This is a genomic window from Ahrensia sp. 13_GOM-1096m (genome assembly GCF_000620605.1).
GTDB classification, from domain to species: Bacteria; Pseudomonadota; Alphaproteobacteria; order Rhizobiales; family Rhizobiaceae; genus Ahrensia; species Ahrensia kielensis.
In genome coordinates, this window is the sequence record NZ_KK211156.1 from 264,714 (window position 1) to 278,367 (window position 13,654).

A 13,654-nucleotide genomic window follows, 5' to 3' on the forward strand; every position below is an offset into this window, starting at 1 on the left:
TATGACAATTGATAAAACCCAAAATCGCAAAAGAACGGTCATTATTGGCGGAGGTATGGTCGCTAAGACCCATCTTTTAGCTTTGGCTGATTTGGCTGGAAAAGTTGACGTTGCGGGTGTTTTGACTCGCAGCAAAGATTCTGCACAAAAATTTGCAGATTCGGCGCAGAAGGTACTCGGCTATAAGGTCCAAGCCTATGAGAGTGTCGCAGAGATTTGCTCCGATGCATCTATAGACTTTGCTATTGTTTTAACGCCGCCAAATGCGCGCGAAGAAATCATTGGAGAGCTGGCGCAGGCAGGCAAGCATATTTTGATGGAAAAGCCAGTCGAGCGCACAAGCGCCGCTGCGGCTGGTCTTGTCGATCTGTGCGAATCGCAAAATGTTACGTTCGGCATTGTTTTTCAGCACCGCGTAAGAGAATCCTCAACCAAGCTAAAAACGCTGATGGATGCGAACGCGCTTGGTGCGCTGCATATTGTGGAAGCGCGTATTCCGTGGTGGCGTGAACAATCCTATTATGATGAGCCGGGACGTGGAACTTATGCGCGTGATGGCGGGGGTGTTTTAATTAGTCAGGCAATTCATGCGCTGGATCTTATGCTGAGTTTGACCGGTAAAGCAAAATCAGTTCAGGCAATGGCACGAACAAGTGCCTTGCATGAGATGGAAGCAGAGGACCATGTGTCTGCCGGTGTCGATTATGAAAATGGTGCGATAGGTTCAATCCTTGCGAGCACGGCACTTTATCCTGGTGATGCAGAATCATTGTCTTTTCAATTTGAAAAAGCGGCCGTTTCATTACAGTCCGGTTTGCTCTCAATTAAATGGCGTGATGGACGCGAGGAAGTGATTGGCGAAGCTGGTGGTACTGGCGGCGGGGCGGACCCGATGGCGTTCACGCATGATTGGCACCGCGGTATTATTGAAGATTTTGTCGATGCATTGAGTGAGGGGCGAGCGCCCATTTGTTCTGGACGCGAAGCGCTGAACGTTCACTATCTCATTGATGCCATCGTTCAATCATCGAATGAAAAATGCGCTGTCACTGTTCGAGATAACAACTAACAACATTTTATAGGAGCCGTTCCGTTGGCTAAAACGATCAAATTTGCTGCAATGGGTCTCGATCATCGTCATATTTACGGCATGTCACAAAACATGATGAATGTTGGTGCTGAATTCGTCGGTTGGTGGACGGAGGGAAATCCAGAAACTTTAGACGGGTTTGAAAAGCGCTTTCCAGATGCCGTGCGTCTTAGTGACCGCAATGCAATTCTTGAGAACCCAGACATTGATCTGGTTTTGATCGCAGCAGTTCCATCTGATCGTGCGGCACTTGCCATTGAAGCGATGGAAGCTGGCAAGGATGTGATGGTCGATAAGCCTGGCTGTACGACTATGGAACAGCTGGAAGCCATTAAAGCATGTGTCGCGCGCACAGGCCGCATTTGGTCGGTCAATTATTCAGAGCGTTTTGAAGTTGCGTGCGTCACTAAAGCGGCCGAACTGGTTGCTGAAGGTGCGATTGGCAAAGTGGTGCAAACCATCGGCATGGGGCCGCACCGTTTGAACCGTGATATTCGGCCTGATTGGTTCTTCGACAAACAAAAATATGGCGGCATCATTTGCGATATAGCTTCGCACCAGATCGATCAGTTCTTGTTCTTTACTGGTTCTACTGATGCAAAAGTGACGATGGCGAGTGCAGCGAATTATGCAAATCCAACTGATAAAGGATTGCAGGATTTTGGTGAAGTTGCACTGCGCAGCGACCAAGGTCACGGCTATATACGCGTGGATTGGTATAATCCAGATGGATTGCCGACATGGGGTGATGGACGCCTGACCATTCTTGGCACGGAAGGCTATATTGAATTGCGCAAATATGTTGACGTGGCTCGCAGCGAAGGCACCGATCATGTCTATCTCGTGAACAAGGATCGCTGTGAGTATATTGATGCTTCAGATGCGGGATATCCATATTTCTCTCGTTTGAGTGCGGATATTGAAAACCGTACTGAAACAGCCATGAGCCAAGCGCACTGTTTCAAGGTCATGGAACTGGGCTTAAAAGCTCAAGCAATGGCGGATGCTGCTCAATGAGTAAGGTTCTTAAAGTTGCAATTATAGGCGCTGGAATTGGGCGTGAGCATCTTGCTGGTTATCGTGCTTTGCCGGACCGTTTTCAGGTCAGCGATATTTGCGATATTGATGAAGCGCGTGCGCGGGAGATTTCGGGCGGCGACACTGCCATTTCCATTACTTCAGATTTTGATTCACTTTTAGCGCGTGAAGATCTTGATTTAATTGATATTTGTCTGCCACCGCATTTGCACTTTGATATGTCGATGAAGGCACTTGCAGCGGATAAGCATGTGGTGTGCGAAAAGCCGCTTGTTAATTCTCTAAGAGAGGCGGATTTGCTTGCAGCGCAGGCAGCTAAACATGGCAAAATGCTTTTTCCGGTTTTCCAATATCGTTTTGGACCTGCGATTTCAAAGCTCAAAGCTTTGATTGAGCTTGCCGGCAAACCGCTGGTTGCCAGTATTGAAACGCATTGGAACAGGGAAGCCGATTACTATGCCAACCCTTGGCGCGGTACATGGAAAGGCGAGCGCGGCGGCGCTATTCTTGGCCATGCCATTCATAATCATGATCTTCTTTGTGCAATCTTCGGCGGTGTGAAAAAGGTGAATGCTTTCGTTGATACGCGGGTTAACGACATTGAGGTTGAAGATTGTGCGTCGATTTCATTTGTTATGGAGAACGGCGCTTTGGCGACGAGCTCAATCACGCTTGGTGCAGCAAATGATACTTCAAGATTAAGGTTTGTGTTTGAAAACCTTACGGCGACAAGTGGTACATCGCCATATAATCCAGCTGAAGATGAATGGACATTCGAAGCACGTGGCCGTGTGACACAGGATGACGTTGATGCAATAATATCAAAGGTAGATTTTGTGCATTCTGGCTTTGCTGGTTTCTTTGAAGCGCTGGCAGATTGCCTGCAAAATGACGGCAAAAATGCGGTAATTATCGAAGATGGTAGAAGGTCACTTGAAATTGTATCAATGATGTATCAATCTGCTCGAAGCTGCGCGATAGTGCAGGCACCAATTACAGAAGGCGATGCCTTCTATGATGGATGGGCGCCAACGGTTACAAGCTAATCTTGGCACTCGAATAGACACAAAGGGAGGAACCAGATGTCTATGAATTCAATGAAACTATTGCTCGCATCAGCGACTGCAATATCCGGCCTTGCGATGAGTGCGGGTACGGCTTCTGCGCAAGAAATTACGTATATGTGTTCCAGCGATGGAACAGAGTGCGCTACAGCACGCGAGATTTTTGACCGTTTCCAAGAGGAAAATCCCGGCGTTACCGTTAAAATTGATGAAGTGCCATATAAAGCAATTGTTGAAAGCCTGCCTGTCCAGCTTGCCGCTGGTGATGCGCCGGATATGGCGAAAGTTACAGACCTTGGTGGTTTGTCTCAGTATTATCTCGACCTTTCACCATATGTTGATGCAGCCTATTGGGAGAAGAATTTTGGCGGCACGCTAGATTGGTACCGTAAAGGCCCAGAAGACAAAGGCATTTATGGCCTGCACTCACAGCTGACAATTACAGGCGCATATATCAACAAAACGCTCTTTGAACAGGCTGAAGTGGAAGTGCCTGGTTCAGATGCAACTTGGGAGGACTGGGCAGCTGCAACACGCGATGTTGCAAAGAAAACTGAAACTCAGTTTCCAATGGCAATGGATCGTTCTGGCCACCGCATAGCGGGCCCTGCAATTTCTGATGGTGCTAAGCTTCTTGATGAAAATGGTGTTGGTATTCTCGTTGATGAAGGATTCACAACCTATGTGAAGAAGTTCGTTGAGTGGAATAATGACGGCACAATGGCGCGTGATGTATGGGCCAGCACTGGCGGTTCAGCTTATCAAGCTGCGGATAAAGAGTTCATCAATGGACAGTTGGTGTATTATTATTCTGGTAGCTGGCAAGTTGCTAAAATGGACGAACAAATTGGCGATGCGTTTGACTGGGAAGTCGTTGGTACACCATGTGGCGTTGGCGGATGTACAGGCATGCCGGGTGGTGCTGGTATCGTTGGTTTTGCTTCAACTGAGCATCCTGAATTGGTTGCGAAGGCAATTGATTATCTTGCCCAAGAAGCCAACTATGCAGAAATGACTGCTAAGACGAAAAACATTCCTGCACATGCGGCTGTTGCTGCAAAAGGCGTTGAGTATTCGGATGCATCACCTGCAGCAGCTGCTGCACTTAATGCTTGGAGCGCGCAAGTTTCCAAGATTTCGCCCGTTGCCTATGCTTATCAAGGCTACAAGAACAACCGCGCAATGTTCAACATTTCAGTTGAACGTATCACGCAGGCAATTGTTGGCGAGCTCACAGTCGAAGAAGCTATGGATCGTGCAAAAGAAGACCTAAAACAGGCTCTTGCTGAAACCAAGTAACACTATTGTGCCGCCGATATTAATGATATCGGCGGCACATATACATAATGCAAACAGTTCGACGGGAGGGAACTAGATGCTCGCAGTGCTAAATCCGCTCATGCGCTTGATCGAAGTTCCGATGAAGTGGATGCAAGATATATTGGGTTTAAAAAATCCTGCTTGGTTGTTTCTTCTACCGAACCTTATTTTATTTGGGCTATTTGCTTTTCTACCCGTCATTATCAATTTTGTGTATTCGTTCACCGGAAGCGATGGCATTTTACTGGTTAATCGTCCCTATGTGGGCACACGCAATTTCGAAAATCTTCTTGAATGCGCGAGCTATTTTGATCCTAATTCATGCCGCGATGATATATTCTGGCGTGCTGTTCACAACACGATTTTATTCGTGATTTTGCAGGTCGGCTTGATGGTTGGCTTCTCGCTGTTGACCGCGATTATTCTTAACCGCAAAATTCGTGCGCGCGGGTTCTTTCGCAGCGTTTTCTTCTTTCCTGTGCTTCTATCACCTGTTGTGGTGGCACTTATCTGGAAATGGATTTTGCAACGCGAAGGCGTTTTGAACGCTTGGCTTGAAGCCGTAGGGCTTGATAGTTTTAACTGGCTGCTTGACCCAAGTTGGGCCTTTGGCTGGTCTGTGTTCTTGTCCATCTGGGCGCATATGGGCTTTTACACTCTAATCTTGCTGGCTGGCCTGCAAGCGATTCCGCGCGATGTATATGAAGCGGCGATGATGGACCGCGCATCGCCTTGGCGGGTGTTCAGGCGCATTACGCTGCCGCTTTTAATGCCGACCATGCTTGTTGTACTGGTTCTGGCGCTGATTAAGGGCGTGCAGACATTTGACGAGATTTTTGCCTTCACAGGCGGTGGTCCAGGTTCTGCGACCACATTTATCATTCAATATATTTATAATACTGGCTTTGCTGGAACGCCGCGCTTGTTTGGTTTGGCATCGGCTGCATCAATCATGTTGGCGATAGTGCTGGTAATTCTCACATTTGCGCAACTCTGGGCAAACAGGAAGAACGTTGATGGCTAATCCTGTTAAATTTCTTACACGAACACGCGGTAACGGTTTGGGTGGTCTGCACTGGACCGATTGGCTGTCTTACTTTTATCTGTTCTGCGGTGTTTTGTTGATGTTCCTGCCTGTTATTTGGCTCGGCTTTTCATCTTTTAAGACTGAGGCTGATTTGTTGCGCTTTCCGCCGCGGCTGTTGCCTATGGCGCAAGAAACAATTGTCGTTGATGGATATGATGATCCATTGCCGCTTTACCGTATTAAAGGCGGTGAGCATGAAGGCAAAACCCTCGCTCAAGTTCGGCGTATTGGTATTATTGCGCAGATGGTTGATCCGGCGACGCCTGATGAACGATTGAAAATCAATATCAAAGAGCGCGAACCTATTGAAAGTTTCCGTCTGGCTACGGAAAACTATACGGAGCTTTTTAAGAAATTTAATTTCGGTCGTTATTTGTGGAACAGCGTGTTTATCACGGCGACGGCGACGATTATCATGCTGATTGTCAATTCTATGGCGGCGTTTGCTCTTTCCAAATATCAGTTCAAAGGCCGAACCGTTGTGCTGGCACTTGTGATTGGCACGCTTATGATTCCGCAAACCGTAGTTTTGGTGCCGTTGTTTTTGATCTCTAAAGAGCTTTATCTAACGGATAGTCTTTGGGGGGTTATTATTCCAGGCGCAGCTACGCCAACTGGTGTGTTTTTGCTGCGCCAATATATGCTGACCATTCCTGATGAAATTCTTGATGCGGCGCGCATGGATAAAGCCAGTGAATGGAAGATCTTCTGGCGCATAATTTTGCCACTTAGCGCGCCAGCAATTGCAGTATTGGCCATTCTAGCCATCATGTGGCGTTGGAATGATTTTTTGTGGCCTTTGATCGTTTTGTCAGACAGCAATAATTTCACACTACAATTGGCACTGAATGCGTTTCAGGGGGATCTGAATACGCAATGGAGTAATCTGCTTGCCATGACGATGTTGGTATTGCTGCCTATCGCAATTGTGTTCGCCTTTTTACAAAAATATATCGCGACGGGAATCGCGTCCACCGGGGGTAAATAAATGTCTCATCTGGTTCTGAGTAATGTGCGCAAATCTTATGGCGCAACGGATGTGATCAAAGGTGTCGATCTAAGTATAGAGCAGGGCGAGTTCTGTGTATTTGTTGGGCCTTCGGGCTGCGGGAAATCGACTTTGTTGCGGATGATTTCGGGTTTGGAGCCAATTACTGGCGGTACAATTTCTATTGGCGGGCAAGTGGTGAACAATATTCCTGCTGCCGACCGTGGGCTGGCAATGGTGTTCCAATCATATGCTCTTTACCCGCATATGTCGGTGCGCGAAAATCTCTCCTTTGGCCTTGAGAATGTTCGAACGCCAAAAGCGGAAATTGAGAAAAAAGTCGGTGAAGTTGCAGCCATGTTGCAGATTAGCGAATTGCTGGATCGTAAGCCGAAGGATTTGTCTGGTGGGCAGCGGCAACGTGTTGCTATCGGGCGCGCTGTTGTGCGTGAACCATCAATTTTCCTCTTTGATGAGCCATTATCAAATCTTGATGCTGAATTGCGTGTGGATATGCGCGGCGAAATTTCCGCTCTCCACAAGCGCCTTGGCAATACGATGATTTATGTCACGCATGACCAAGTTGAAGCGATGACGATGGCTGATAAGATCGCTGTCCTGCGTTTAGGGCTTGTCGAGCAATATGGGGCACCGCTCGAAATTTATAATAATCCAGCCAATATGTTTATAGCCGGCTTTATCGGTTCGCCTAAAATGAATTTTCTAACGGGTGAGGTGACGGGTGTTGCGGCTGGTAAGATTTCTTTCCAACCGACTGACGGTAAAGCGATCAAGCTTGATGCAAAGCGTTTTGATGTAAAAGCTGGCGACAAGGTGACGATTGGTTTTCGCCCTAACCATTTGACTGTTGGCACCAAAGCAAAGTCAGATATTGTCGTGAAAGTACGCAATACGGAGCAGCTTGGCGGCGAATCCTTTATTTACACTTTTGCAGCTGATGGAACGCCAGTAACAATTCATTTAAACGGACAAACATCCATTGAAGCTGATAAAGATGTTGGCATTATTCTGGATCAAAACGAGTTCCATCTCTTTGATACAGACAGCGGCCTAACACTGAAAAAGTAACCGCATCAATATTTGACGTGCGAACTGCACAATAGGAGTTGGCTGTAGGCGGAGTGTGTTGTAGCGGTTGTTATGGTAGTGAATCGCTGCTGTTTAACCAACACGAAAACACGAAACCATGATGTCTGCCGCTAAAATGGATCTGGCCCGCGAGATGATTTGCGGTGTTACTTCAGCTGATAAGTCTACTGCAATTACCTATCGGCATTTGTTGAAGTCAGCTTTGCCGGACAATATTCGGAGCGGTCAGCAATCTGTTCTTTTCGCCGCAGCCAATGAACGGTTTGGTGAATTGCTTGCGGCAATTACTGTTGAAAACCACAAAGCTATTCAGGACAGTAGAGACGCGTCTTTGGCCGCTCTAAGTGAGTTAGAAAAACTATTTTCTTAAATTGCAGTCTGCTGATTCACGCGAAAATTGCGCTCAATCTGTGAAGAAAATAAATAATCTCAATTGAAAAATGATGCCGCTGGTCTGCTTTTGTTCAAATTGTTGAGAGCTTAATTTATTGATTTTACATAGTAAATTTTATTTATTCTGTGCTTCGGGCACTCTGCTTAAACGCTAAGTTTAGAATCGTTTTAAACTTGAGTGTTTGACACATGTTTTTTGACATGTTTAATCGGACAAAATTAGTCAGGTTATATGGCGGTTCTGCAAATGCAGGGACAAACACACACTATTGCACATCGATATCTCAGCCGTCCGCCAGAGCGGTTAGTGTTGGAGGGATATCGACATTGGACAGAGAGCGTTGTTACGCAATCACCTGTTCCTATGGACGCGGCGAATGATCTGTACCGCGAAATTCTTGGTGCGCAATTTTCACGCCCAGCTTTTGTGGCAATGGCAGATTTTCTTCATACGTTAGGGCTGTGTGCAAAATGCCCGCTTCATATGTTTGCAACCAATACCCCAAATATCTGCACTGATGAGACAATGATACTTGGTCTTATCTCCGGTATTCAAAACGGCGATGATGAGGCTGTAGAGCTTTGTCTTAGTGCGCTTAGCTGCCCGACACGCTGCGACGAAGTTGTAATGGCAGCGGGTTCTTTCGCGCTCATTTTAAAAGGGGCGGCAAAGATATTGATGCCTATCCCTTCAGAAGTTCTCACATCGATTTTAAACCATCACGCAAAAACAGCAGCGCATCGTTTTAACGATGTGTCGCCGCCGACTTTTCACTAAAAGGAACGACTTATGAAACGCTCGATTACCGGAATTGCAATGCTTGCAGCTTCCACGGCACTCTTCACTTCAACAGCATTTGCAGAAGTGACAGCAGAAGCAGTTACCAAGACTTACGCTGATATTGCTTTGGCGAAGTTTGAAGATTCTCTCGCAACAGCAAAGAAACTGGACGCAGCGATTGATGCACTTGTTGCGGAACCATCAGAAGCAAACCTTGCAGCGGCAAAAGAAGCTTGGTTGGCCGCACGCGTTCCTTATCAACAAACGGAAGTTTACCGTTTTGGAAACGCGATTGTTGATGACTGGGAAGGCCGTGTGAATGCTTGGCCGCTTGATGAAGGTCTGATTGACTATGTGGACGCTTCATACGGCGCTGAAAACGATGAAAATGCGCTTTATGCTGCAAATGTAATCGCCAATAAATCAATTGCTATTAACGGCGAGACCATTGACGCATCAACGATCACACCTGAGTTTTTGTCTTCGACATTGCAGGAAGCTGGTGAAGTGGAAGCCAATGTCGCGACCGGTTATCACGCGATAGAATTTCTACTTTGGGGCCAAGACCTCAACGGTAATGATGCGGGCGCTGGTGCGCGCTCATGGACTGATTATGCGTTAGGCGATGAATGTACGAACGGTAATTGTGATCGCCGCGGCGAATATTTAGCGGCTGCATCTGACCTGCTTGTTGCGGACCTTGAAGAAATGGTTGCCAACTGGACAACGGAAGGTGAAGCGCGCGCAACACTTACTGAAAATCCTGAAAATGCGCTTTCTGTTATCCTAACAGGCATGGGTTCATTGTCTTACGGTGAGCTTGCTGGTGAGCGTATGAAGCTCGGCCTGCTTTTGGGTGATCCTGAAGAAGAGCATGATTGTTTTTCTGATAATACGCACAACTCTCACCTGTATGATGCTGTTGGTATTCAGAATGTTTACAATGGCAGCTATACACGTGTTGATGGATCAAAAGTAGAAGGCCCGTCTATATCTGAGCTCGTTGCTGCTAAAGACGCAAGCGTTGATGCTGAGCTGAAAGAAAAACTCAGCAAAACTGTATCGCTTATGCAGGCAATGGCGAAACGTGCCGAAAACGGTGAGGCCTATGACCAGATGATTGGTGAAGGTAATACCGAAGGTAATGCGGCTGTTCAGGCTGCGATTGATGGTTTGGTTTCTCAGACACGCTCAATTGAACGTGCGGTTGCAGCACTTGAACTTGGCGAGCTTGAAATCGAGGGTTCAGATAGCCTCGATAGCCCAGACGCTGTTTTCCAATAGGATCTGACCGATCATGATCGTATGTAGTTGTAACTACATTTCAAAATATGACATTGAGGGAGTCGTTCGCGGCTTCCTTGATGATGATGCATGGCAGTTGATTACGGTTGGCATGGTGTATCATGCATTGCAAAAGCGCGGAAAATGCTGCGGATGTTTTCCCAATGCGATTGGCGTGATTGTTGAGGTTAGTGCGCAGTGGCACCGTGAACAACAATCGCCTGAAGCCGAGATTATTTGTCTGCTTGATCGTATGAAGCACGAGCATGATCGCTTCGAAACTTTCAAATTAGTGAACCAAAAAAACAAAACGAAACAATTTGCAGCCTGACATTCTCATTGGATTTGGCGTAAGCTATTCAGGGCATTTTTCAAATAAGGAGTGGCCTGATGAAGGGCAATGAAAAAGTAATCGAGCGTTTGAATGAAGCGCTTTTTTTAGAGCTTGGTGCGGTGAACCAATATTGGCTTCATTATCGTTTGCTTGATGATTGGGGTTTTAAAAAACTTGCCAATAAAGAGCGTGCAGAGAGCATTGAAGAAATGAACCATGCTGACAAGCTGGTTGAGCGTATTATCTTTCTGGAAGGCTTCCCAAATTTGCAGTCTGTTGCGCCATTACGCATCGGGCAAAATGTCAAAGAAGTGCTTGAATCTGACCTTGCAGGTGAGAAAGAAGCTTGGGCAAGCTACACAAAGTCTCGTGAAATTTGCGAAGAAGCTGGCGACTATGTTTCCAAAAACCTGTTTGAAGAACTCATTGCCGATGAAGAAGGTCATATTGGTTTTATTGAAACGCAACTCGATTTGATGAGCAAAATTGGCGAAGAGAAGTACGGGCTTCTTAATGCTGTTTCTGCGGATGAGGCTGAGTAAAATTGTTACTAAAACGCTTCCGAATTGGATTGTGCTGTATTTTTGTCGGCATGCCTTTATCTGCACAAAGTGCTGATTATGATTTTCCTTCAACTGTGCGCGACGATCTTTCAGATAAAGATCTGCTGCGGGTTGAGAAAATTACAGAGCCGACTTTAGACTTTTCAAAAGCGGAACGTTTTGAAACCAATCAAGGCGGCGCGGCAACGTCAACGAAAGTTGCAAACCGCGACGCCTTTTCACAATTTTCATCCAATCTAACTTTTGAGGATGAGCAAACTTTCAAACTTGGCAATGCGCTGTTTCGCAAATTGTGGGTGTCATCGCCTTCATCCACACAGGCATCGGATGGTTTAGGGCCGCTGTTTAATGCGCGTGCATGCCAGAGTTGCCACTTAAAAGATGGTCGCGGGCATCCACCCGAAGGCGATAGTGATGCAACGTCGATGTTTTTGCGCCTTGGCAAATCAGGCAGCACTGCAGAAGAAATAGAAGCGCTGAATAATTATGTTTCTGCGACCATTCCTGATCCTGTCTATGGTGGGCAGTTGCAGGATTTAGCTGTGCCAGGGCTTACAGCTGAAGGCCATATGGTCATCGACTATCAAGAGCAGTTGGTGCAGCTTAAAGATGGCACCGAAGTCTCACTTCGAATGCCAACCTATTCTGTTTCCGATCTTGGCTATGGTCCGATGCATAAGGATACGACTTTATCGCCGCGGATCGCACCGCCAATGATCGGGCTTGGGCTGCTTGAGGCTATTCACCCTGCTGATATTATCAAAAATGCTGACCCTGATGATCTGGATGGCGATGGCATATCTGGAAAATACGCAATTGCGCGAATGCCGGTCACGGGTGAGTTAACATTAGGCCGTTTTGGCTGGAAGGCAGAAAATCCGACTGTGCGCCATCAGTCTGCATCAGCATTTGCGGGTGATATAGGAATTTCATCGCCTGATGTTGATAAGCCTTTTGGTGACTGTACGCAAAACCAGCAAGCCTGTTTGGCTATGGCAACAGGTGTGCAAGAACGGCTCGGGAATACCGAAGCACCTGACCCTGTTCTCGAGCTTGTGACGTTTTATTCAAAGAACTTAGCAGTACCTGCACGCCGCGATGTGGAAGATCAGGGCGTCTTGCGCGGTAAAGAGCTGTTTTATGGTGCTGGCTGTGCCTCATGCCACCGACCTAAATTTGTTACGCGCCGCGATACGGATGACAAAGCGCAAGCTTTTCAGTTGATCTGGCCATATACAGACATGTTGCTTCACGATATGGGCGAGGGACTTGCGGACGGTCAGCAGGTTGGCGTTGCGAATGGACGTGAATGGCGCACGTCGCCGCTATGGGGGCTTGGCCTGACTGAAACCGTGAACGGGCACACATTCTTTTTACATGATGGGCGGGCACGTAATCTAATTGAAGCGATCATGTGGCATGGTGGTGAGGCAGAAAAAGCCAAGCAAGCATTTGCCGATATGAATAAAACCGATAGGCAAGCACTTATCGGATTTTTGGAGAGCCTTTAATATGCGTGTTGCCTTCACTGGGTTGATCGTCGCTGTCGCTCTTTTAACAGGCACAGTGCAGGGGGCTTTTGCCCGCGATGCGAATGATATCGTGCGTGATGTGATTGCCGATTATATCAGGCCAGCGACAACGGCACTGAAAGCACGCGCAAATACCATGCATGCTGCCGCCAATGTTCTTTGCGAAAAGCCTAATGCAGTTGCGCTGAGTACTGCCAGAGATGAGTTTAGTGCGCTTGTTAAAGATTGGGGGCAGGTGGAATTGTTGCGCCTTGGTCCGCTCGCGCAGGATAACAGGTTGGAGCGCATGTTGTTTTGGCCGGATCGTCGTGGACGTGGTTTAAAGCAGGTGCGCGATATTGTGCGCAGCGGTGATGAAACGGCACTTGATGCTGCAAGCTTGTCTGATAAAAGCGTGGCTGTACAAGGACTGCTCGCGCTTGAGTATACGCTTTTTGGTGATGATAGTGCAGCGCTGGCGACAAGTGATGGCGCAGTGCGGTGCCAATATATGCAGGCAATTACAGAGAATATCGCTAATGTGACGGGTGAGATTGAAGCGGCATGGTATGATGATGGCCCGCAGGCGATCTCAACGCTTTGGCAAAATCCGTCTGACACCAATCCGCTCTTTCGTGATGGCCGCGAGCAACTATCTGCCTTGTTTAAGATTGTCGGCGGCGGGTTAGAGATTGTCAGCGTACAACGCATTCAACCATTTTTAGATGATGGTTTTGAAAGCGTTAAACCAAAGTCAGCTCTGTTTTGGCGTTCCGATAATGCGGTCAATATTATCGCGTCAAACTTTGCAGGTTTAAATGCGATTATGCGTGCAGCTGACTTAACCGGTGCCTTAGAAGGCGATGTGACCAGAACGGCCAACAGCGTGTTTTTTGAGTTTGATAATGCCGCACGAACTTTAAATGCGATCAACAAACCCACGGCTGATATCGCTGTTAATGCGGATGATTATGATAAGTTTAGCTATGTGAATATTGTCGGCAGAAGCATTGAGACAATCCTGCGGGAACAATTGTCGCCTGCGTTCAATCTTTCTTCTGGGTTCTCTTCGTTGGACGGGGATTAAGGCG

General features: G+C 47.2%; 14 protein-coding genes. All 14 read left to right on the plus strand.

Translation table 11 applies throughout. The features are described from left to right. Position 1 precedes the first annotated feature (1 nt). Complete coding sequence (locus N530_RS0115030) at positions 2-1,069, plus strand: Gfo/Idh/MocA family protein (protein ID WP_035267280.1); 1,068 nt, start codon at positions 2-4, stop codon at positions 1,067-1,069. Positions 1,070-1,093: 24 nt separating this feature from the next. Further along, positions 1,094-2,107: a Gfo/Idh/MocA family protein gene (locus tag N530_RS0115035; RefSeq protein WP_026481369.1), complete on the plus strand. Its 1,014-nt coding sequence runs from the start codon at positions 1,094-1,096 to the stop codon at positions 2,105-2,107. Beyond that, positions 2,104-3,174 (plus strand): Gfo/Idh/MocA family protein, encoded by a 1,071-nt coding sequence (locus N530_RS0115040; RefSeq protein WP_026481370.1) that lies wholly within the window; start codon positions 2,104-2,106, stop codon positions 3,172-3,174. Before N530_RS0115035 ends, N530_RS0115040 begins: the two co-directional genes overlap by 4 nt. A 36-nt stretch (positions 3,175-3,210) precedes the next feature. Further along, on the plus strand, positions 3,211-4,491 hold the full coding sequence (locus tag N530_RS0115045) for an ABC transporter substrate-binding protein (RefSeq protein WP_026481371.1): 1,281 nt from the start codon (positions 3,211-3,213) through the stop codon (positions 4,489-4,491). A 76-nt stretch (positions 4,492-4,567) separates the two neighbouring features. Beyond that, positions 4,568-5,536, plus strand: coding sequence for a carbohydrate ABC transporter permease (locus N530_RS0115050; protein ID WP_026481372.1), 969 nt, complete (start codon positions 4,568-4,570; stop codon positions 5,534-5,536). Continuing rightward, positions 5,529-6,587, plus strand: a complete 1,059-nt coding sequence (locus N530_RS0115055; RefSeq protein ID WP_026481373.1) for a carbohydrate ABC transporter permease — start codon at positions 5,529-5,531, stop codon at positions 6,585-6,587. Before N530_RS0115050 ends, N530_RS0115055 begins: the two co-directional genes overlap by 8 nt. After that, complete coding sequence (locus N530_RS0115060; protein WP_026481374.1) at positions 6,588-7,676, plus strand: ABC transporter ATP-binding protein; 1,089 nt, start codon at positions 6,588-6,590, stop codon at positions 7,674-7,676. Positions 7,677-7,794: 118 nt separating this feature from the next. Then, positions 7,795-8,067: a hypothetical protein gene (locus tag N530_RS0115065; protein ID WP_026481375.1), complete on the plus strand. Its 273-nt coding sequence runs from the start codon at positions 7,795-7,797 to the stop codon at positions 8,065-8,067. A 270-nt stretch (positions 8,068-8,337) separates the two neighbouring features. Then, positions 8,338-8,868 carry a hypothetical protein gene (locus N530_RS18335; protein WP_041951587.1) on the plus strand — a complete coding sequence of 177 codons (531 nt, stop codon included), beginning with the start codon at positions 8,338-8,340 and terminating at the stop codon, positions 8,866-8,868. A 12-nt stretch (positions 8,869-8,880) separates the two neighbouring features. Further along, positions 8,881-10,155 (plus strand): imelysin family protein, encoded by a 1,275-nt coding sequence (locus N530_RS0115075; protein ID WP_026481376.1) that lies wholly within the window; start codon positions 8,881-8,883, stop codon positions 10,153-10,155. Between the two features lie 13 nt (positions 10,156-10,168). After that, complete coding sequence (locus N530_RS0115080; protein ID WP_026481377.1) at positions 10,169-10,486, plus strand: bacterioferritin-associated ferredoxin; 318 nt, start codon at positions 10,169-10,171, stop codon at positions 10,484-10,486. A gap of 59 nt (positions 10,487-10,545) precedes the next feature. Continuing rightward, on the plus strand, positions 10,546-11,031 hold the full coding sequence (bfr, locus tag N530_RS0115085) for a bacterioferritin (RefSeq protein ID WP_026481378.1): 486 nt from the start codon (positions 10,546-10,548) through the stop codon (positions 11,029-11,031). Between the two features lie 50 nt (positions 11,032-11,081). Next, the gene (locus N530_RS0115090; protein WP_026481379.1) at positions 11,082-12,563 is read left to right on the plus strand and encodes a di-heme oxidoredictase family protein; all 1,482 of its coding nucleotides are present in this window, start codon (positions 11,082-11,084) and stop codon (positions 12,561-12,563) included. Position 12,564: 1 nt separating this feature from the next. Continuing rightward, complete coding sequence (locus N530_RS0115095) at positions 12,565-13,650, plus strand: imelysin family protein (RefSeq protein WP_026481380.1); 1,086 nt, start codon at positions 12,565-12,567, stop codon at positions 13,648-13,650. Positions 13,651-13,654 lie beyond the last annotated feature (4 nt).

Coding starts and splice junctions, on each gene's coding strand:
- N530_RS0115065 (WP_026481375.1), top strand. CDS start 7,795: ATGATGTCTGCCGCTAAAATGGATCTGGCCCGCGAGATGATTTGCGGT.
- N530_RS0115030 (WP_035267280.1), top strand. CDS start 2: ATGACAATTGATAAAACCCAAAATCGCAAAAGAACGGTCATTATTGGC.
- N530_RS0115055 (WP_026481373.1), top strand. CDS start 5,529: ATGGCTAATCCTGTTAAATTTCTTACACGAACACGCGGTAACGGTTTG.
- N530_RS0115060 (WP_026481374.1), top strand. CDS start 6,588: ATGTCTCATCTGGTTCTGAGTAATGTGCGCAAATCTTATGGCGCAACG.
- N530_RS0115045 (WP_026481371.1), top strand. CDS start 3,211: ATGTCTATGAATTCAATGAAACTATTGCTCGCATCAGCGACTGCAATA.
- N530_RS0115075 (WP_026481376.1), top strand. CDS start 8,881: ATGAAACGCTCGATTACCGGAATTGCAATGCTTGCAGCTTCCACGGCA.
- N530_RS0115040 (WP_026481370.1), top strand. CDS start 2,104: ATGAGTAAGGTTCTTAAAGTTGCAATTATAGGCGCTGGAATTGGGCGT.
- N530_RS0115080 (WP_026481377.1), top strand. CDS start 10,169: ATGATCGTATGTAGTTGTAACTACATTTCAAAATATGACATTGAGGGA.
- N530_RS0115095 (WP_026481380.1), top strand. CDS start 12,565: ATGCGTGTTGCCTTCACTGGGTTGATCGTCGCTGTCGCTCTTTTAACA.
- bfr (WP_026481378.1), top strand. CDS start 10,546: ATGAAGGGCAATGAAAAAGTAATCGAGCGTTTGAATGAAGCGCTTTTT.
- N530_RS18335 (WP_041951587.1), top strand. CDS start 8,338: ATGCAGGGACAAACACACACTATTGCACATCGATATCTCAGCCGTCCG.
- N530_RS0115090 (WP_026481379.1), top strand. CDS start 11,082: ATGCCTTTATCTGCACAAAGTGCTGATTATGATTTTCCTTCAACTGTG.
- N530_RS0115050 (WP_026481372.1), top strand. CDS start 4,568: ATGCTCGCAGTGCTAAATCCGCTCATGCGCTTGATCGAAGTTCCGATG.